Annotated in this window: 18 protein-coding genes; 8 read left to right on the forward strand and 10 right to left on the reverse strand. The window is 45.2% G+C overall.

Annotation, left to right across the window (positions count from 1 at the left end):
• Nucleotides 1-238: 238 nt before the first annotated feature.
• The gene (locus tag BTJ40_RS19820) at nt 239-1,711 is read right to left on the reverse strand and encodes a DEAD/DEAH box helicase (protein ID WP_108735361.1); all 1,473 of its coding nucleotides are present in this window, start codon (nt 1,709-1,711) and stop codon (nt 239-241) included.
• A gap of 460 nt (nt 1,712-2,171) precedes the next feature.
• On the opposite strand from BTJ40_RS19820, the gene BTJ40_RS19825 reads away from it, so the two are divergent.
• A complete protein-coding gene (locus BTJ40_RS19825) occupies nt 2,172-2,774 on the forward strand; it encodes a GNAT family N-acetyltransferase (protein WP_108734705.1) in 603 nt (200 codons plus the stop codon).
• Between the two features lie 1,648 nt (nt 2,775-4,422).
• On the opposite strand, the gene BTJ40_RS19835 is transcribed toward BTJ40_RS19825, so the two are convergent.
• The 3 genes from BTJ40_RS19835 to BTJ40_RS19850 all read right to left on the reverse strand — a co-directional run bounded on the left by BTJ40_RS19835 (nt 4,423) and on the right by BTJ40_RS19850 (nt 7,048).
• Complete coding sequence (locus BTJ40_RS19835) at nt 4,423-4,869, reverse strand: hypothetical protein (protein ID WP_108734707.1); 447 nt, start codon at nt 4,867-4,869, stop codon at nt 4,423-4,425.
• 8 nt (nt 4,870-4,877) lie between these two features.
• Entirely contained in the window at nt 4,878-5,174 is a 297-nt protein-coding gene (locus BTJ40_RS19840; RefSeq protein ID WP_108734708.1) for a hypothetical protein, read from the reverse strand.
• Between the two features lie 830 nt (nt 5,175-6,004).
• Nucleotides 6,005-7,048 carry a hypothetical protein gene (locus BTJ40_RS19850; RefSeq protein ID WP_108735362.1) on the reverse strand — a complete coding sequence of 348 codons (1,044 nt, stop codon included), beginning with the start codon at nt 7,046-7,048 and terminating at the stop codon, nt 6,005-6,007.
• Nucleotides 7,049-7,375: 327 nt separating this feature from the next.
• Between BTJ40_RS19850 and BTJ40_RS19855 the strand changes: the two genes are divergently transcribed.
• Nucleotides 7,376-8,887, forward strand: a complete 1,512-nt coding sequence (locus tag BTJ40_RS19855; RefSeq protein ID WP_202862832.1) for a CoA-acylating methylmalonate-semialdehyde dehydrogenase — start codon at nt 7,376-7,378, stop codon at nt 8,885-8,887.
• 18 nt (nt 8,888-8,905) lie between these two features.
• Nucleotides 8,906-9,799, forward strand: coding sequence for a 3-hydroxyisobutyrate dehydrogenase (mmsB, locus tag BTJ40_RS19860; RefSeq protein WP_108734710.1), 894 nt, complete (start codon nt 8,906-8,908; stop codon nt 9,797-9,799).
• Between the two features lie 67 nt (nt 9,800-9,866).
• Here the strand turns inward: mmsB and BTJ40_RS19865 are convergent, their stop codons facing one another.
• Together BTJ40_RS19865 and BTJ40_RS19870 are read right to left on the reverse strand one after the other, a co-directional pair.
• Nucleotides 9,867-10,397 carry a hypothetical protein gene (locus BTJ40_RS19865; protein WP_108734711.1) on the reverse strand — a complete coding sequence of 177 codons (531 nt, stop codon included), beginning with the start codon at nt 10,395-10,397 and terminating at the stop codon, nt 9,867-9,869.
• Between the two features lie 131 nt (nt 10,398-10,528).
• The gene (locus BTJ40_RS19870; protein WP_108734712.1) at nt 10,529-11,251 is read right to left on the reverse strand and encodes an SDR family oxidoreductase; all 723 of its coding nucleotides are present in this window, start codon (nt 11,249-11,251) and stop codon (nt 10,529-10,531) included.
• A 115-nt stretch (nt 11,252-11,366) separates the two neighbouring features.
• Here BTJ40_RS19870 and BTJ40_RS19875 point away from each other — a divergent pair, with 115 nt between their 5' ends.
• Nucleotides 11,367-12,281, forward strand: a complete 915-nt coding sequence (locus tag BTJ40_RS19875; RefSeq protein ID WP_108734713.1) for a LysR family transcriptional regulator — start codon at nt 11,367-11,369, stop codon at nt 12,279-12,281.
• A gap of 58 nt (nt 12,282-12,339) precedes the next feature.
• Here BTJ40_RS19875 and BTJ40_RS19880 read toward each other — a convergent pair whose 3' ends face one another.
• Nucleotides 12,340-12,735 (reverse strand): hypothetical protein, encoded by a 396-nt coding sequence (locus BTJ40_RS19880; RefSeq protein ID WP_108734714.1) that lies wholly within the window; start codon nt 12,733-12,735, stop codon nt 12,340-12,342.
• 169 nt (nt 12,736-12,904) lie between these two features.
• On the opposite strand from BTJ40_RS19880, the gene BTJ40_RS19885 reads away from it, so the two are divergent.
• The 3 genes from BTJ40_RS19885 to BTJ40_RS19895 all read left to right on the forward strand — a co-directional run bounded on the left by BTJ40_RS19885 (nt 12,905) and on the right by BTJ40_RS19895 (nt 16,482).
• Nucleotides 12,905-13,987: a bifunctional nicotinamide-nucleotide adenylyltransferase/Nudix hydroxylase gene (locus tag BTJ40_RS19885; protein WP_255422917.1), complete on the forward strand. Its 1,083-nt coding sequence runs from the start codon at nt 12,905-12,907 to the stop codon at nt 13,985-13,987.
• Nucleotides 13,988-14,192: 205 nt separating this feature from the next.
• A complete protein-coding gene (locus BTJ40_RS19890; protein WP_108734716.1) occupies nt 14,193-15,608 on the forward strand; it encodes a nicotinate phosphoribosyltransferase in 1,416 nt (471 codons plus the stop codon).
• Between the two features lie 34 nt (nt 15,609-15,642).
• Nucleotides 15,643-16,482 (forward strand): ADP-ribosylglycohydrolase family protein, encoded by an 840-nt coding sequence (locus BTJ40_RS19895; protein ID WP_108734717.1) that lies wholly within the window; start codon nt 15,643-15,645, stop codon nt 16,480-16,482.
• A gap of 20 nt (nt 16,483-16,502) precedes the next feature.
• Here the strand turns inward: BTJ40_RS19895 and BTJ40_RS19900 are convergent, their stop codons facing one another.
• Both BTJ40_RS19900 and BTJ40_RS19905 read right to left on the reverse strand, forming a co-directional pair.
• Nucleotides 16,503-17,216: an NUDIX domain-containing protein gene (locus BTJ40_RS19900; protein WP_108734718.1), complete on the reverse strand. Its 714-nt coding sequence runs from the start codon at nt 17,214-17,216 to the stop codon at nt 16,503-16,505.
• A gap of 60 nt (nt 17,217-17,276) precedes the next feature.
• Nucleotides 17,277-17,633 (reverse strand): helix-turn-helix domain-containing protein, encoded by a 357-nt coding sequence (locus BTJ40_RS19905; RefSeq protein WP_108734719.1) that lies wholly within the window; start codon nt 17,631-17,633, stop codon nt 17,277-17,279.
• Nucleotides 17,634-17,744: 111 nt separating this feature from the next.
• On the opposite strand from BTJ40_RS19905, the gene BTJ40_RS19910 reads away from it, so the two are divergent.
• Nucleotides 17,745-18,536 carry an SDR family NAD(P)-dependent oxidoreductase gene (locus BTJ40_RS19910; protein WP_108734720.1) on the forward strand — a complete coding sequence of 264 codons (792 nt, stop codon included), beginning with the start codon at nt 17,745-17,747 and terminating at the stop codon, nt 18,534-18,536.
• Between the two features lie 128 nt (nt 18,537-18,664).
• On the opposite strand, the gene BTJ40_RS19915 is transcribed toward BTJ40_RS19910, so the two are convergent.
• On the reverse strand, nt 18,665-19,150 hold the full coding sequence (locus BTJ40_RS19915; RefSeq protein WP_108734721.1) for a hypothetical protein: 486 nt from the start codon (nt 19,148-19,150) through the stop codon (nt 18,665-18,667).
• Nucleotides 19,151-19,199: the final 49 nt, after the last annotated feature.

Raw genomic sequence — 19,199 nt, forward strand, 5'->3', positions numbered from 1 at the left:
GCACAAAATGTGAAAATGAAGTGTGATCAATTGTGAAATAAAGTATCAAAAAAAGACAAAAAAGCAGACACTAGTACCGAAAATCAATTTAAAAATTAACCTTCAAGAAAAGTAAAAATGTATTTCTTTAAGTAAATTCGGAAGGTAAGTAGATAAAATTTAAAGGGACCTCCTGGATTTTTTCTAAGAAATAAAAAAGCGGCCTAAGCCGCTTTTTTATTTCTTTTATTTAAATACGCTAAGCGCTTTCCGAATGCCCTCTACTGGGACGCCGTCTCGGAGCTCGTTGTGGCTTCTGTCCATCACTGCGACCAGCCTCAGCACCGCGCCCTTTACCGTTAACGCCCGTGCGTTTGGCTGGGGCACCTTTACCCGAAGAGGCGTTACCACTGCGGCCGCCAGAATTTCCACGCCCCTCAGGCTTACCGCGTCCATTGCTGCGGTTGCCCCGACGCTCCTCGCTATTGCCGCGCGCTTCACGCCGCCCTTCACTCTTCTGAGAGTTACCCGCTGGGCGCTTGCTGGAGCTGGGCTTTTGCAACCCACCCCGCTTTGGATTACCGGATGCGGGCACCTGGTGGTCCGGCTCAAATTCTTCAATTTCCTCGCGCGGAATTGGCTTGCCGATCAAGCGCTCAATATCGCGAAGCTGCTTAATCTCATCAGCGCTAACAAGGGATACCGCTTGCCCCTGAGCGCCCGCGCGCCCTGTACGGCCAATACGGTGGACATAGTCCTCAGGCACATTGGGCAAATCAAAATTTACTACCTGGGGCAGTTGGTCAATGTCGATGCCTCGGGCTGCGATATCAGTCGCCACAAGAATCTGAACCTTGCCAGCTTTAAAGTCCGCCAAGGCACGAGTTCGTGCATTTTGACTCTTATTGCCATGAATGGCTGCTGCCAGGATGCCGTCGCCTTCGAGCTGCTTCACCAGCCTGTTGGCACCATGTTTAGTGCGACTAAAGACCAAGGCCTGGTGCCAGTTATTCTCCCTAATCAAATGACTAAGCAGTTTCGTTTTTCGAGCCTTATCCACAGGATGGAGTTTCTGTCGCACCGTTTTAGTAGTGGAGTTGCGTGGACTGACATCAATTTCCAGCGGATCTTTTACCAAGCCTTTCGCCAGCTGACGAATATCTGGTGAAAAAGTTGCGGAGAACAGAAGGTTCTGACGCTTAGCCGGTAAAATCCTCAATACTCGTTTGATATCGTGGATGAATCCCATATCCAGCATGCGGTCTGCTTCATCAAGTACCAGGGCTTCCAAGCGATCGAAGCGAATTGCCCCTTGATTGTGCAGATCCAGCAAGCGCCCAGGAGTAGCTACCAAAATATCCGCTCCGCCTCGCAGACGGGAAATCTGGGGATTGATCTTTACACCACCAAACACCACCGCATGGCGCATAGGCAGGTACTGGCTGTACCCCTGCACATTTTCGAAAACCTGAGCCGCCAATTCACGGGTTGGAGTGAGTACCAGCGCTCGTACCTGCCCTTTTCTGGCGCGCTCCCCCTGACTAAGGCGATGTAGCAGCGGCAAAGTGAAGCCCGCTGTCTTACCAGTACCAGTTTGGGCTGCGGCCATAATATCGCTGCCCTTCATTACCGCTGGAATAGCTTGTGCCTGAATCGGCGTAGGCGCAGTATATCCCTGCTCTGCAACGGCACGGGCGATCTCCTGGGCAAGGCCCAGATCTTCAAACAACATAAATAAACCTCGAACTGCGCCGCAGGCGCAATCAAACACACCCATTCCCCTTGGGGAGAATGAAGAGAAATCGGAGTCGACATCGGGAGCTTGTATTGCTCCCAGCGTGTACAGCCGTCTAATCACCGGTCTTATTCACCGGAGCGCGGCATTCAGTAGAAATTTCCAGGAAGAATTTTTGAAAAGTTCCGGAGGGATTGCCGGCGGATCACCGACCTACAAATGACGCAGCTGAGAAAAATCAGCTGCGGTACTATACCACATAAAGACTGACTGTATAGTTTCGCCCCAGTAAACTCCTTTCTTTTATAGGTTTATACAGAGCGGTTGTTGGGGGTAACAACCTCGGGACCGTAACATAGTTTCACGTTCGCAGCGCGAGCGTCTATCTTTGAGGTACCCCATCCCGTTGCGAACTTGTAAAACAAAGCTGCTTTGAGCAGCCAGGATAGTAACCGTTATGTCACCCAACAACAGTGTGGATACAGAACACCAAGTTGAGCTGATCACCCTCGGCAATGGACGCAAAGTCTCAATTCGCCCCATCTGTCGCAGTGATGGCCAGCTTGAGAAAGAATTAATTGAGCAGTTGTCTCCAGAAACTCGCCGCGACCGCTTTATCGGCGGAAGCTGCAAGGCTAGCCAAAAGCTATTGGAATTGCTCACAGATAACGACCACCACGTACATGAAGCTTTTATTGCACTTTGCAGTAGCGATAAAGCCCAGCGGGCCGTTGCTATAGCCCACTATGCACTTGACGTTGACGGCCGAGCTTGTGAATGTGCCGTTGTAGTGAGTGATGACTGGCAGGGGTTAGGCTTGGGGCGCTTAATGTTAAAGCGCCTGATCAACTGTGCCCAGGACCAAGGCCTTGAGCGAATTTATTCGATTGAATCAGCGCAAAATAGACGGGTGGACAGCTTCGCAAAATCCATGGGCTTTACCTGCAAAGCAGATGCCAAAGATTATACCCTACTAACCTATACACTAGAACTTAAGGCAAACCTTGAAACTAATGGCTTTAGCCACAGAGAGGAAGTTTCCCGAATAAATTTGGAGTAAGCTTGAAAAGTCTGAGCCTCAACTCGCAAGTATAATTATTTATGAAACAGGCGCCTTTTAGAGCCTGTTTCTACTATTCTGATTCCATCTCCCCTATATATTACATGCGACCTAAATAGGTGTTTAGTATCTAAGCGCCTGTTTTACTTGGCACAAGCAGAGACCTACTCACAGAACATCTTTATCAACCCTAAAAGGAATCTATTACCTAGTTAGCACTGCCTTTAAATTGCAATTAGGAAAGATCGTTACCTTCTCAGGAAAGTAATACTATTTAAGCGTCAAAAAAGTTCGAAATGTAATGTCACACTAAATTCATCTACCTAGCTTTGAGTAGTTTTATCACGTGAAGTAATAATCAAGTTGATAAAGAAACATCCACCCTAGCTCCGTTTAGAGGATACGCAGTTAGTAGTCGACCAGGAATATACTGTGAAAGAAGCTTGCGAAGCATGGGGATCAGTAAGCCTATAGATGGAGTCAGGAACTTGAAAATTGCGAGCAGAACGAAGTGGAAAAGCACCTTAAGGTATCGCAATTGCACCTGAGCAGCTACTTATCTAAGATTTCAAATCTGAAGTTTAGATGGGTTAAAGAGGAAAAAGAAACTCTAAAAAAGCTACATTTCTCTTGATACCGGATTCACTGAACAATTGAAAGTCAAGCGATTGTAAGAGTGCTAATCTGTTCGGCAATTGTATGGCGTATTTGGCGTAAATCATAATAGCTACCGCAACTAGCTGGACAGACCGTATGAACAAAAGCCAGAAACTATGCAATTACAGGCTCTAATTAAAGCAACCTATAAAGTTAGCAATGGCTCCGGAGCAAGAACAATATCAGAAAATGTAACACTGGGAGGCATACACTTTGACAAATACCTTGCAGCAGAAAGAATGAGACTGCTTAGCTTGCAAGAACATAGCTACAGAACAATCGGTAGTGGAAAATCGAGTAAGCACACATCAATATGTCTAATTATCTAGATCGGGAGTTTGATATTACTGAACTCAATAATGCGTAGGCAGACGATATCACATATATCTGGGCGGGAACAATTTTGTAGTAGTTACCAACATGCTTGCGTGTAGGCTTGTTGATTTGGTAATCTCATTTACCCCAAACACGGCATAGATTACAAAGGCAGTTACAATATCCTAAGAATCACAAGATAAGCCGAAAGGAACTTTGTTTCACTCGTATCAGGATGTTAGCACAAAATTCCTCTGACAAATATTGTAACGCTATCGCATGACACCAAGCCTATTACGCCGCAGTAACTGTCAGGATAACGCACCAACTAAACGCATTTTCAAAATTTTGAAAACAGAAAGTGGGGCGGATAATGGCTATAAATCCTTCCCCTCAGCTAAACCGGGGATTAATAGTTATATCATTAGTTACTACAGCGAAATACGGCCATGCCAGAAAAGGTTTGATTTCCACCAAATATGGCAAAAAAGAAATACTAGAGAACTCAAAGTTCAATGAGCAAAAAATTGACCGCTACAGTTTCAAGTATCAACTATTAATGCACAATTTAAACGATAAGCTTATTCCGAATAAAACCTTTCCGACTAATAAACTAATTTGAACCTCGCCTTAAATAAACATGCTATGGCGAGGTCCAAGCAGTTGAAAGTACTTATTACTTTTCAAATATTATAATTATATTGTCACTCCCACCTACTGATTTTGCCTGCCAGCCAGCTGCATAAATATCTTGAACCAAAGAAAAAGATATAGTTGAGCTACTTGAGGATGAAATACACTCTATTGAACCATTACCAGAGTACCAATATGTGTGCCATGATTTACAAATTAGCTGCTCTTTTGAAGCAGCTCCTTCCAGGGCTGCAATTCGCTCATCTTGGCTATTGCTCTCAGACACAATATCTAAGATTAAAGCCTCTGAATTTTCTATTCTAATATCCTGAGCATTACTCTCATCAACCAAGGCAGTAAAATTTTCATTAACCTCTGCTGCTAAGGCTCTAGAACCTGAAAAAAATTCATTAGGTACAGAGATTTGCTCTGCAAAACTAGCATTCGCAAAAAGTACCATCGTACCGATAAAAAAATTTCTATAGTTCATAACGTAATCTATTCCCAATTGTTGCTATCCCAATCACTTTCATCCCAAGTTAATCCCTTATCGCCTCCTGAAGAACTGGAATCTCCACAAGATATCAAAAAAAGACTTACTAGGATTACAATCCAGAAGTTTCTAGATTTTATTTTCATGAATTTTTCAACCCCCAAATTACAAGTAAACGTCCCAGTTTTACCTTTAAAACTCAGCTGAAATTTCCTTCCCGCGACAAATAGTAATAAAATTTGTATATCCAGATTCCCTGAAGGGCTATATGAGTTTACCACACTATATCCAGTATTCGTCATTAAATATTTCCACCCCACACTTCTATCTTATACACCACAATATATCAATGTATTAGGCTGCGCAGTGGGACTGATGTACTACAAAAAATATAAAAAAGTAACACATCGATCGATTTATACATAATTGTTATATAGCCACATCTTGTAAAACTATCTCAATCTACTGTGTAATAAATTTCCTACAAAAATTACTTTAGTTTGAAAGTAAAATTAAAACGTCCCCTCAATTCATACCTGAAAGACAAGAAATAATAGCAGCCAACTTAAATAAATGAAGCTCACTAAAGCCAGATCAATCAACAGCCTATATCATCTCACACAAAGTATACTATTTGGCAAAAGGGCAAGTTAGTCTTACTCTTACCGACAGAAGAAAAGCATAAAAATTTATTTAAAGCTATTTCTTGCCCCAACTTTAGTCACTTTCTATTATATTCACTCTACATCCATACACTACAGTACACCTCTCACTTGCCCATTCATGGCAAATATCTGCCAAGTATTGGGCTAAATCTTTCTCACTAATTTCCGAAGGTATTGATATCCCGGTACTGCGACGTTTACCTTCATTGCCCTGATAGAATGTGGCCCAGCTATTCGACTGCCTTTCGATCAAAACCTCTCTACCAAAAACATTGAATTTAAGCTTTTTCATAAAGAGCTATGTACAACTAAAATGCCTCAAAGCTTTGCAATTGCTCACACACATTTCACAAACCTATTTTCTTTACATGGATACAATACGCTCTCCATCAGATACAATAAGGTATTTGCAGGAGTTAATTTAACTCCTGCAAACCCAATAATTTCTGCTTTTATACCACTCTTCTTTAGTCAAAAAAATCATCACACGCCAATGGCCCACTAAATTCGAGCAAGGCCTGAGGCATTTGAATTTGCTCCTTCAACTGTCCAAATTGATACAGATAGAAGTTGACATCTGCCTGCATGGATTTCATATAACTCTGCTCACCACCAAAAATAATTACAGAGGGAAACTCCAGCGGATAAAAGCTGGCAATGTCTGCTTTTGCTTCGACAACTAACTTGTATGAAATTTTGTTAAGTTCAACTTGTATATAACCTGAACAAGCATCTGCTTCCCGCTTAACAGAGAAACCATTAAAAGCCGGTAAAAAAATCAGGTCATACTCTTCAGAAACATATCGCCCCGCCCACATTTCAATCTCTGAGTCACCCAGTTTAGCTCCGGTAATCATATAGTAGAGATCATCTGTTAGCCCCATTGAATAGATCACACCGGCACTGGATTCTTTGTCAAACCAGCCCTTATCCAATTGCGCATAGCCAGCACCGGCTAGAGACATAGAACCATCAAAATAACTGTAATTGACTGGGGTACCGACCGTATAAAGGAACCACTTTCCTCCTACCCCAGGTATCTCAGGAATAAATCCAAATGGGGTTTGACCGGGGTTTAACCCATGCCAGTAATGGTGGTGTTCACCGGCCCACTCCATATTAAACAGGAAATCTGGGTGTAAGACCTGGACACCCTGCTCATCGGCCACAACTACTCCCGGGACTTCATAGTAGAATGCATCAATACCTTCGGGGTGCTTCAAGATCACTTCATCAAAAAAGAGATCATACTTCGTGATAGCTCCGGTCTCTGAAGAAAAAGCTAAATGGATATAGGCTTTAGGCTTGGCAACTGCAAAGTCAGGTGCAATATAGGTTTGTAAGCTAACTTTGAAATATCCCACATCGGGAATTGCAATGTTATAGAACCATTGCTCGGCCCAGGTCTCGTCAGAGCTAGGCTCATGTGCACTTAAGTCACTTAGAGTGGTAGCACCAACAAATATGGGAGATATCATTAATCCGATTACAATCAGTATTCTTTTTATCATAAAACACATTGAATAATCCTCTTTTACTCTTCACAAGTTACATTACGATAACAACGTTTAAGCTAGGCATTAATCCAAAGCCGAATTGCCAGCCACAAGATACTAGCCGTACAGTGCAAGATTATTTTTTCATTTCTTATGGATGTTAATTATTTGCGATCTATTCTACAAAGATAATCAAATACATTTATTTTAATTTTTTGGTCAATCAACCCTCTACTCAATTAAAAGTGGATCGCCATAAAAGCAGCGTGAAATTCATCTTTAATCGCGAATAAACACCTAAACTGTTGGATAAAATTCCCTCCTCTCGGCGCTTTAATTAACATGAATAAGAATATTCCTTCCAAGTTACCAATATTGATTGGTGGTGAATGGATTCAGTCCAAAAGTACTGAGTGGCTGGATGTAACCAACCCCGCTACCGGCGATGTTCTTACACAGGCGCCATTGTCTACCCAGACTGAACTGGAGAACGCAGTAATTTCCGCCAAAGAAACATTTGATCAATGGCGAAATACGCCGGTTACCGCACGGGCACGGATTATGTTGAGGTACCAGGCGCTTCTGAAAGAAAATCAGGAGCTGCTGGCTGAAATCCTCAGCGAGGAAACAGGTAAAACTTTTGAGGATGCCAAAGGGGACGTCTGGCGTGGTATTGAGGTTGTTGAGCATGCAGCCAATATCGCTTCACTAATGATGGGTGAAACCGTAGAGAATGTTGCCAACACCATCGACTGTTACTCCTATCTACAACCTATTGGAGTTTGTGCGGGGATCACACCATTTAATTTCCCCGCAATGATTCCACTGTGGATGTTTCCAATGGCGATTGCCTGTGGGAATACTTTTATTCTGAAACCCTCTGAACAGGACCCTGTCACGCCTTGCAAACTGGCCGAATTATTTGCTGAAGCGGGGGCTCCAGCAGGTGTTTTACAGGTAGTACATGGCGGCAGGGAACAGGTGGATTTTCTTCTAACACATCCCGGTATTCAGGCCATTTCATTCGTTGGTTCAGTCCCCGTGGGGCGGCATATTTACCAGACGGGTACCCAGCACCTAAAACGAGTTCAAGCTTTTGCCGGTGCCAAAAACCATATGGTCGTGATGCCTGATGCCAATAAGGCTGCGGCTATTAATAATATTGTTGGATCATCCATCGGAGCTGCCGGGCAACGCTGCATGGCGATTTCCGTCGCTGTACTTGTTGGGGAGACACAGCAATGGGTAGACGACATTAAAGACGCTATGTCAGCTATCAAGCCCGGTCATTGGAAGGATACGCAAGCGGGCTTCGGCCCACTAATATCACCCGCTGCTCGTGAGAGGGTGCTTGGGTATATCGCCCAGGGCAAAAAGGAAGGCGCCCGCTGTGTGTTAGATGGCTCTGAAATTACTGTCGAAGGGTTTCCCAATGGGAACTGGGTTGGTCCCACCCTATTTGCCGATGTTACCTCGGACATGTCGATCTATACTGACGAGATTTTTGGTCCCGTACTTTGCCTGGTAAATGCCGACTCCCTGGAAGAAGCAATCCAATTAATCAATAACTGCCCCTATGGCAATGGCACCTCAATATTTACAGCTAGTGGCGCTGCCGCACGTAAGTTCCAGCACGAAATATTAGTGGGGCAAGTCGGTATTAACGTGCCTATTCCAGTGCCATTACCTTTCTTTAGCTTTACCGGCTGGCGAGCGTCTTTTTATGGTGACCAACACGCTTATGGAAAACAAGCTGTACGGTTTTATACCGAAACCAAAACTGTTACGGCACGCTGGTTTGACAGTGATATAGAGCATGCAGAGCACACCAACTTAACCATACAGCTCAAATAATGTTAACCGGAGAGTAGCATGACTAAAACAGTCGCATTTTTAGGGTTGGGCCATATGGGACTGCCTATGGCCACCAACCTGGTCAAGGCGGGCTTTGAAGTTAAAGGGTTTGACCCGGTCACTGAAATACTGGATGCCGCTGTAGAAAGCGGTATCAAAAAGTGTTCCTCTCCCCAAGGGTCCGTCGAGGAAGCAGATTTTGTGGTAAGCATGCTGCCTAATAGCGCGGCGGTTGAGTGCCTGTATATTGATACCGACAAACTGCTCGACAGTATTTCTCGCGACTGTTTGATTATCGACTGCTCCACTATTTCTTCCAACAGTTCTAAGCGCCTTATTCGTGAAGCCAGAATCAAAGGCCTACAAGCCATTGAAGCCCCGGTATCCGGGGGAGTGGCGGGTGCTAGCAAAGGAACTTTGAGTTTTATGTGTGGGGGGGAGGCCGGTGATGTCGACAGGGCCCGGGAAGTTCTAGAGCCAATGGGTAGCAATATTTTCTATGCCGGAGCAGCGGGAGCTGGCCAAACAGCAAAGATTTGTAACAATATGCTGCTGGCTATTCATATGATTGGTACCGCTGAAGCCCTGCAAATGGGAATAGATAATGGACTCGACCCCAAAGTGCTCTCCGACATTATGTTAAAAAGTTCAGGAGCCAACTGGTCCCTACAAAATTACAATCCCTATCCCGGAGTAATGCCCGAAGTTCCAGCGAGTAAAAACTATAGCGGTGGTTTTATGGTAAGACTTATGTGTAAGGACCTGGGGTTGGCCCAGGAAGCCGCCACTCAAAGTAAAAGCTATACGCCTCTCGGCTCAATGGCGCGCAATCTCTATGGAATTCTCAATTTGCGCGGAGGTAGTGATTTGGACTTCTCATCTATTCAAAAGCTATTTCAAGAAGTGGATTAGCCGCGTAGCAGGCTGGGTATCCACAACCCCAGCCGCAGCTCCACTTCTCTCCAGCGCCAGTTACTGGCTATGGTTGCATGACTTTACCGAGAATCCGGATTTCACGCACTTGATCCCACTCTATAGCAAAGTAGAACTTTTGTTTGCGTCCAGCATTACTGGGGATCGTAAGTTCTTCAGGGTTTCCTTTTCCCCTAAACAAGTTGGTTGCGTAGCCATCCTGGTCAATAAGAATCACTGCCTCGGAGCTATCCAGGTCGATTAACCTCACGGGGAAGTCATTTTGATTTTTAAAACCAACTTCAACATAGCAACCACTCTCTGCATGGGCGGTCACTGCGATAACATCGGTTTCCAGATACTTATTGAGATCTTCCAGGGTATTGATAAGAACAGAACCATCAGTACTCTGCCCTGTTTTACGTCCATCAACCACACCTTCACTGGCACCATCCATCAGGTTTTTACCAAAGCTGACGATGTTAGACATCACTGATTTTGCCGTTTCCGCTACGCCACTCTCTTGCTCATCTGTATTTTGCTGTGCAAACGCGGAGGAACATAAAATCAGGCCGGCAATTAAAATCGTTCTTCGCACTGATATCTCCATATCCTTTACTATCCATTCCAGCCTAAGCCAGCTCCGGTTAGCTGGCTTAAGTTGGGAATATTAGCAAAAGAAATATTGCTTGGAAAAACGATTAGTGTTTGCGCGGTACAAAATCAGGATTACTGTCCCTGCCCTGTTGCTGCAATTTGAACCTCTCGAATATTTACATGCTGGGGCTGGGAGTACATGAACATAGCTGTGCGAGCAATATCCTCTGCATTAATTGCACCACCAATGGATTCTTTCCATTGTTGATAGGCCTCAATAATTTCTGCTGAGGTAGTGTGGCTTAGCAGCTCTGTTTCCACCGCGCCGGGGCATATAGTCATTACACGTACCCCGGTAGGCGCCACTTCCTCGCGCACGGTTTCACCAATAGCAGAGACAGCATATTTGGTACCACAGTACGCAGCATGATTGATAAATGTTTTTACTCCAGCAATAGAACTGATATTGATAATGGTCCCGGAGTGGCGAGTTTTCATATCTTCCAAAACTGCCTGCATACCGTTTAGCAAGGCCAATACATTCACATCAAACATTTGCCGCCACTCATCGGGGTTCTGGGTTTCAATATTGCCCAGTAACATTTTGCCGGCATTGTTAATCAGACAGTCAACCGGACCGAACTGAGTCTCAGCCTCACGAATTGCCTCGCGCAAGGCTGCCATATCAGTCACATCCACTTTCCTGCAAAGAGTATTTGGCAGATTTAAAGCTTCCAGTTTGTCCACACGCCTTGCCAACAATAATAAAGGATGCCCGGCAGCAGACATATGCTGGGCAATGGCAGCACCAATACCTGAACTGGCTCCAGTAATAACAACGAGTGGTTTGGACATGGGCTCTCTCCTTCAATGAGCTATCCCAGCGGATAGTTTTGTTTAAGTAGACCCAGTATAGGAATTCCGACTAATATGATTAGCCCAACCAATCGGAAAACATTGTTTGGTTTTTATGAACAATATCTCATCGCGCGCTATTCGTGCATTTATTCAGGTAGCCGATGCCGGAAGCTTCACTGCTGCAGCGCGGGATAGCGGCTTTTCCAAGGCCAATTTAAGCCAACTGGTCACAGAGCTGGAAACAACCCTGGATATACAGCTTCTCTACCGCACGACAAGACAGCTGCGCCTTACCGAGATTGGTGAGGGTTACTATTTGCGTTGCAAGCAAGCGATGCAGCAATTGGATTCAGCCGCCGAGTGGGCCAGTGAATCAAAGGGAGGACTGGAGGGAAACATCCGCATCAACGCTGTTGGTGGCGTTATCGGGGAGAGCTTAATTGCTCCGCTGGTGATCAAGTTTCAGCAGGCCAATCCAGGAGTTAGAGTTCATCTGGACTTTTCCAGCACCCGAGTAGATTTGATTCAAGACCAGTACGATTTGGTTATTCGTATGGGCAGCTTGCCGGACTCCTCTCTAATCGTGCGTAAACTTCACACTATCAAAACCCGATACGTAGCCAGCCCAAAGTTCCTTCAAGAATATGGGCCTATAGAAAAACCTGCTGATTTAGCATCTGTACCGCTAATTTCCGGCAGTGTAGATCAATGGCTTCTGACACGAGGTAAGAACCAACAGGTTGTGCAAGTTGAAAACAGCACTAAATTGATTAGCGGAAGGGTAATGCATCGCGCTGCAATTGAGGGACTTGGAATTACCCGACTGGCAGATATCTATGTCCAGGCAGATATTGCCAATGGACGCCTGGTTGAAATTCTGCCCGGCTGGTCTGAGTCTACCGAGCTCTCCATGGTATGCCCGCCCCTACGCCACCAATTATTACGGGTGCGCAATTTGATGCAGTGGCTAAAGGAGGGTTTTGCGGATATTTATTTACAGGCTTTAGCCGTTAGCCCTATTGAATAATAGTATCTCAAATAAACACGAACAATTTGTCTCTGTGACTAGCTTTTCCTAATTACAGTCAAAGTTCACCTTCTGATTTTTTTATTGCCTGTAATTCCACCGGTGACAAAGCCTTGTAGCCACGCAAATAGGGCCAGCCATACCCCCAGCGAAATGGGGTGGGTAAAAAAGGCGTACCGCCAACCCGAACTCCAAGTAACATCATTAGTGCAACTTCTTCTTCCCCGGTTCCAGCTACACAGACTTCCAGATCTTTATCCGCCTGCTCGCGTTCATCGTATGTGCCGCCTTTCCAGTAGGCATAATCATGGGCTATACAGCAGTCGAGCCACAACTCCTGTTGATCAAAAGTTCCATCGGGAAATGCGCTACAACCATCAGTAGTAAATGGCTCTATTTCCTGCGCAAAGGCTTCCAAACTCAATAAGGAAATAAACAACAACCAGCGGCACATCAGTTCTACTCATACACTCAAAAAAAGTAAATCGGCTCGGACACTGAAATATAACCCCACCTCTTCGATGAACCACTAAAAATTGAATTTAAGCCCACTTGCCATTAGTGTCCATTAGACACATAATGCTTCGAGACCCATTATTCAAGCCCTGGAGAGACCGGGGTTTATTCACAGCAAGGAGCTTGCTGCTATGGCCCAGCATTACGATTTTGCCGTTTTTATCGGTCGATTCCAGCCATTCCATTCCGGACATCTAAAAGTAGTCCAGTGCGGATTAGCTCAGGCCCAGCACCTGATTATCCTGATTGGCTCCGCCAACCAGCCCCGCAATCCTCGCAACCCCTGGACTCATCGCGAACGGGAACAATTTATCAGGAAAAGCTTAAGCGAGAGCGACAACAAGCGCCTGACCTGCCTACCTTTAATGGATGTGCCTTACAATGATGAACTGTGGGTACGCAATGTACAAAACTCAGTTAACGGCATAGTGACTGCTCATCACAGCATTCTCCACAAGCCACCCCAAATTGCATTAATCGGGCACCAGAAAGACCAGAGCGGTTTTTACCTCAACCTCTTCCCCCAGTGGGAATCCCTTGGGGTGGCGAATCACAACGAAATCAGTGCAACCCCCTTTAGGGAGGCACTATTTACCGACAGCGCCGATAGCTTGTTGAATTCACTCAGCCAGGAAAAGCAATTGCCAGAGGGCACTGTTGGCGCTTTAAGAGAGTTTGTGGCGACCAACTCAGCCTACGGCGAGATACGCGAAGAAATGGCATTTATCCAGCGCTACAGATCCTCCTGGGCCACCGCTCCCTATCCGCCAACTCACGTTACTGTCGATGCTGTAGTGGTCCAATCTGGCCATATCCTGCTGATAGAGCGACGAGCTTTTCCCGGGCGGGGTTTATGGGCGCTGCCCGGTGGTTTTGTCGACCCCGGTGAGCGACTGATCGATGCTTGCCTGCGAGAATTGCGAGAGGAAACACGCCTTAAAGTCCCGACACCAGTGTTGAAAGGATCTATACGCCGGCAGGATGTATTCGATGAACCCTATCGCTCGGCTCGTGGAAGGACCATAACGCACGCTTATTACATAGAACTGGCTCCCAGCCAACAGCTTCCCAAGGTAAAGGGCGGTGACGACGCTCGCCATGCCCGCTGGGTTCCCCTCGCTGATCTGGACCCTCAGCAGCTATTTGAAGACCACTATTTCATCATTCAATCCCTGATTGGCGGCGCCTAAAGCTGGTAGGAGGTAGCCAATTGCCATCTCTTGCACATTCAACAACTCGCATTACCCCCACCAATACCCAAAAAAAATACGCCGACACTTGACAGCTTAGTATCTAAAAGACACTATTAGTCCTGTTAGTGTCCTTTGGACAATAACTAGCAAGGCCCGCACTGGAGAGACCGGTGCTAACAACTACTCACGGAGGATTTCCGCGATGAACCAGTACAACCCAATCCTGAATGTCGACAGCTATAAAACCAGCCACTACCTTCAGTACCCAGAGGGAACCCAGTATGTCAGCAGCTATATCGAGAGCCGGGGCGGCCAGTTCAAAGAAGCTGTTTTCTTTGGCCTACAGGCATTTATCAAGCAGTGCCTGACTACGCCGATCAACGCAGAGCAGATCGAAGAGGCAGAGGAACTCTGTCTGGCCCATGGCCTGCCATTTAATCGCGAGGGATGGGAATACATTCTCCAGGAGCATCAGGGTTACCTGCCCATTGAGATTCAAGCAGTTCCCGAGGGCAGCATTATCCCGACTAGGAATGTCTTAGTCCAAGTAGTCAATACAGACCCTCAGTACTTCTGGCTAACCAGCTATATCGAAACCGCCCTGCTGCGCGCAATTTGGTACCCCACCACAGTTGCCACCCAAAGCCGGGAAACCAAAAAGGTCATTCAACGATATTTACTGGAAACTGCTGAGGGTCTCGACTCACTGCCCTTCAAACTACATGACTTTGGCGCACGCGGTGCTAGCAGCGAAGAGACAGCTGCGATTGGGGGCCTGGCCCACCTGGTAAATTTCCAAGGCACAGACACCATTGCCGCTGTACTCGCCGGCCGCCGCTACTACGCAGCCCAAATGGCCGGATTTTCAATACCCGCTGCAGAGCACAGCACCATAACCAGTTGGGGGCGTGAGCAGGAAGCCAAAGCCTATGAAAATATGCTGACACAATTCAGCGGTGACAATCGTCTGGTCGCCGTAGTGAGTGACAGCTACGATCTTTGGAGTGCTATCGAGAATATATGGGGCGGTGAATTAAAAGAGAAGGTAGAAAATAATGGCGGCACCCTGGTAATTCGCCCGGATAGTGGCGATCCCGTTGACATAGCCACTCAGACTATTGAGCGTTTGATGAGAGTATTCGGAGCGACCATTAATAGTAAAGGTTTCCGAGTACTTCCTGACTTTATTCGGGTGATCCAGGGTGACGGGATTTCTCTACACACCATTGAGGGCATCCTCAGCGCAATGAAGGCCAGAAAACAGAGCGCTGAAAATATTAGCTTCGGTATGGGAGGTGAGCTTTTACAAAAAGTTAACCGGGATACCATGAGGTTCGCCATGAAAGCCAGCGCGGTTCGAGTCGATGGCCTATGGCGGGATGTTTACAAAGACCCCGCCACCGATAGCGGCAAGCGCTCCAAGAGAGGGCGCTTAGCATTAATAAATCGTACCGACGGTACGCCCTACACTATTCGTGAGCAAGATATTAGCGGCCGTAATAATTTGCTGAAAACCGTCTACCGCAACGGGAAATTACTTATAGAACAAGACCTGGAAACTATTCGAGAGCGAGCAGTTATTGTTGAGGATAGAGATGTATTGGCTGTTGCCAGTTAATATTAACTAATCGGTAATCTTTTAGGGGGCTTTGATGTTATTGGAAATTGCAGTTGGAGATGCCTACGGAGCCGGATTTGAGTTTTGTAGCCGTGAGATTATTAACAATAGCAATCATGCTAACGGGTATATCTCTCATCCCCTTGGCATCAAACCCGGTTGTTATACCGACGATACTCAGATGAGCTTGGCTATTGCTGAGCTCCTTCTTGAGAATTCGAATCCCCAAGAGTCGGACTTTGCACAAGCTTTTATCCACACTTATAAGCGTGATCCTCGCCTTGGATATGCATCAGGCTTTCAAAGCCTTCTCGATAGCTGTGAAACTGGAAAGGATTTAACTCGCAAGATAAGGCCTCACAGCAAACGTAACGGTGCTGCAATGCGCTCAGTACCCCTTGGGCTTATTCCCGATATTGATCAACTACTAACAGTGGCTAAATGCCAAGCTAGCGTTACGCACAATACCGAAGAGGGGATCTTATCTGCTCAAGCAGTTGCCCTAATGGCACATCTATTAATCTACCAAAAATCAGCTCTAATTGAGTTGCCCAAGCTTATTGAGAAAAAGCTCAACCTAAAATTAATAGGAAGCTGGTCTGGCAAGGTCAACTGTGATGCCTTAGAAACCTTGGCTGCGGTAAATACAGCACTACAAAGTAATCGAGACTTCCTTGGACTATTGAAGACCTGTATAGATTTTGGTGGTGATACTGATAGTGTCGCCGCAATTGCCTGCGGGCTTGCAGCACTTACCAGAGAGTACGATTCGGAACTTCCTTTCAGTTTACTCTCTGGCCTGGAAAATAGTACTTATGGATACCAATACTTGATTGAGCTAGATAAAAAATTAGTTAATAATTTTTTATCTTAAGAAGCTAAACTATTTTTTAGTTAAAGCTCTAAATTTCTTATAAATTTATGATCAGCGGAGCTTTCACTCAAACGATAGAGCGCTGCAGGCCGACCTTTTTCGGAACGTTTTTCACCAGTATCCACTAACAGATTTGCCTGCTCAATTCGCCTGCGAAATGATTTTTTCTGTATTGGTTTTCCAATTATTGCCTCATGTACTTGCTGCAACTCTGGTAAGGTAAAAGTTTCCGGTAATGCAAATGCAGGCACAATAGTATAGAGCGCTTTTTGGACCAAACGCTCATGGGCACGACTAATAATTTCCTGATGATCAAAAGCCAGAGATAATTGAGCTATCCGAGTGTAAGGCAACCAGTCCACACTCGACACAGTATCGATTGCACTTGCACAGCATTGGTGGGCAATCAAGGCTGTATAAGCAACCGTTACCGACCACCCCCGCTTATCCCTGCTGGGCCCCCCAAAAGTATAAAGCTGCTCTAAATAGGGGGGTATAACTGATGTCTTTTCTTTTAGCTTTCGGTTAGCTGTCGCCTCCAGACTATTATCTTCGGCTTCAGAGACAAATCCACCTGGCAAAGCCCACTTTCCTTTCTCTGGGTGAGTAGAACGCTGCACCAAGAGCACCTTGAGTAACCCTTCGTGATAGGTAAATAGAACTGCATCCACAGTAACTAAAGGAGCGTCAAAGTTACGCTTCTCATAGCGAGCTATATAGTCTTTTTCATTCATAGGGTGAGACAAGTATCATTTAGACACTTAGTGTAACTCGAAGGTATTGGTGGGATAAAGTTATTTACTTTCAGATAAATCTGAGCCGTCAATTTCTTCTTGTAGCTTTTCCAAGTCGTCCAGAATTCTCAGGAATTTCTGTCCAAATTCTGTAACGTTATACTCCACACGAGGAGGAATCTCTGCATAGCTGATCCGCTCCAGTATCCCGAACTCCATATTTCTACGTAAACATTCATTCAGGACCTTGGTAGTCAAACCCTCAACGTTGCGAACCATCTCCCCCGGTCGATTTACCCCTCTAGCCAGAAGCTGATAGACCGTAAGGGACCATTTACAGCCATAGATAGTCTCAACCATTCTGGCACTGCTCATAGGTGGGCGCTTTCGCGTGAGCATATTTTTCTCTATTTTCATCAATACTTACCAAAAAGTAACTAGTGCACCATTTTGTGCTTACTTTTCAACCTATCCGGTTCTTTTCTAAACTCCACTCACGTAATGAGCATATCTCAGTGAGGAAATAATATGAGTGACTCTATTAAAAAACCAGATTCTGCTGAACAAAAAGAAGTTGCCCTGATCGTTGGTGGTTCCAGTGGCATGGGCCTCGCCACTGCAAAGCTGCTGGTAAAACAGGGAATCCATACAATTATTATTGGCAATAATCACAGCAAACTGGAAAAAGCCCTCAATGACTTAATTCAGATGGGTTCTGTAGAAGCACTTCAGGCAGATCTCTATCAACAGGGCGATATCGACAATATTATCGAATATATCAAATCCAGCAATCATCATTTCAAATACCTGGTAAATGCCGCTGGATATTTTAATCCCACAGCATTTCTTGAACATACTCGGGTCGACTACGACACTTATCTCGACCTCAACCGTGCCACCTTTTTTATTAGCCAGGCCGTAACAAGAAACATGGTAGACAACGGCGGAGGCAGTGTAGTGAATATTGGCTCCATGTGGGCCAAGCAATCCATAAAGGCGACCCCCTCCTCAGCCTATTCGATGGCCAAAGCCGGTTTACATTCACTCACCCAACATATGGCGATGGAGCTGGCAGATCACAATATTCGTGTTAATGCAGTATCCCCTGCGGTGGTTAAGACGCCTATTTATGAATCCTTTATCGATCCAGGGGAAATAGACCACGCACTTGCTTCCTTCGACAGTTTTCACCCTATTGGCAGAGTTGGCACTCCTGAGGATATCGCCAATGTCATCGATTTTCTTTTGAGCAATAAAGCAAGCTGGGTAACTGGAGCCATTTGGGATCTTGATGGCGGTGTAATTGCTGGTCGTAACTAAATTATCTCAGAGTCCGGATAGCTAGATTCTATCCGGACTCATTTCAGGAAAGAAAAACTATAGACCCAATAAATCAGCCTATTGTTTAGGGTAGTTACTAAATTTTTTCCTAGAGAATGTCGTGATTATTATTTATTGGTTGAGTTTGGTAAAATTAAATCTACTGGCTTTCGTGAGTTCACATAATCACGAAACTCTGGAGCTACGTATTCAGATCGTAAATCCCATATTCTTTTGAATGGAGTCATCGATAAGTATGCGGTATATTGCCGAGTCATTGAGTCCCAAATAGTAAAATCCAACCTATTTGCTTTGTATTGAAAATAAGCTTCTTCCCATATTTTAAAAAAACGGTATACAAAACCGATGATCCTCAATGTATCAGCACTCGATAAGGAGTCAAAGTCCTTCATCGCTCTAGCAAAAATATCTGCCATGGGGCCTTCACAGATTGCCGCTACTGCTTCTCGATGAGCAATGGATATTTCATGCATAGAAGCAATTTTTGACTCTTTATTCTGAACTCTTATTAAAGCAGCAAGATAGACTAAGGATGCGACAACCGCGAAGGCGCCAACAAGCTCACCAACGGCACTTAATGTATCCCACAGCATACTTACAGTTAAACTCCATCGAACAAGCTTGAAATTATATAAATTTTAG

The sequence above is a fragment of the Microbulbifer sp. A4B17 genome (assembly GCF_003076275.1).
In the GTDB taxonomy this organism is placed as follows: domain Bacteria; phylum Pseudomonadota; class Gammaproteobacteria; order Pseudomonadales; family Cellvibrionaceae; genus Microbulbifer.

Coding starts and splice junctions, on each gene's coding strand:
- BTJ40_RS19820 (WP_108735361.1), bottom strand. CDS start 1,711: ATGTTGTTTGAAGATCTGGGCCTTGCCCAGGAGATCGCCCGTGCCGTT.
- BTJ40_RS19825 (WP_108734705.1), top strand. CDS start 2,172: ATGTCACCCAACAACAGTGTGGATACAGAACACCAAGTTGAGCTGATC.
- BTJ40_RS19835 (WP_108734707.1), bottom strand. CDS start 4,869: ATGAACTATAGAAATTTTTTTATCGGTACGATGGTACTTTTTGCGAAT.
- BTJ40_RS19840 (WP_108734708.1), bottom strand. CDS start 5,174: ATGACGAATACTGGATATAGTGTGGTAAACTCATATAGCCCTTCAGGG.
- BTJ40_RS19850 (WP_108735362.1), bottom strand. CDS start 7,048: ATGATAAAAAGAATACTGATTGTAATCGGATTAATGATATCTCCCATA.
- BTJ40_RS19855 (WP_202862832.1), top strand. CDS start 7,376: ATGAATAAGAATATTCCTTCCAAGTTACCAATATTGATTGGTGGTGAA.
- mmsB (WP_108734710.1), top strand. CDS start 8,906: ATGACTAAAACAGTCGCATTTTTAGGGTTGGGCCATATGGGACTGCCT.
- BTJ40_RS19870 (WP_108734712.1), bottom strand. CDS start 11,251: ATGTCCAAACCACTCGTTGTTATTACTGGAGCCAGTTCAGGTATTGGT.
- BTJ40_RS19875 (WP_108734713.1), top strand. CDS start 11,367: ATGAACAATATCTCATCGCGCGCTATTCGTGCATTTATTCAGGTAGCC.
- BTJ40_RS19880 (WP_108734714.1), bottom strand. CDS start 12,735: ATGTGCCGCTGGTTGTTGTTTATTTCCTTATTGAGTTTGGAAGCCTTT.
- BTJ40_RS19890 (WP_108734716.1), top strand. CDS start 14,193: ATGAACCAGTACAACCCAATCCTGAATGTCGACAGCTATAAAACCAGC.
- BTJ40_RS19895 (WP_108734717.1), top strand. CDS start 15,643: ATGTTATTGGAAATTGCAGTTGGAGATGCCTACGGAGCCGGATTTGAG.
- BTJ40_RS19900 (WP_108734718.1), bottom strand. CDS start 17,216: ATGAATGAAAAAGACTATATAGCTCGCTATGAGAAGCGTAACTTTGAC.
- BTJ40_RS19905 (WP_108734719.1), bottom strand. CDS start 17,633: ATGAAAATAGAGAAAAATATGCTCACGCGAAAGCGCCCACCTATGAGC.
- BTJ40_RS19910 (WP_108734720.1), top strand. CDS start 17,745: ATGAGTGACTCTATTAAAAAACCAGATTCTGCTGAACAAAAAGAAGTT.
- BTJ40_RS19915 (WP_108734721.1), bottom strand. CDS start 19,150: ATGCTGTGGGATACATTAAGTGCCGTTGGTGAGCTTGTTGGCGCCTTC.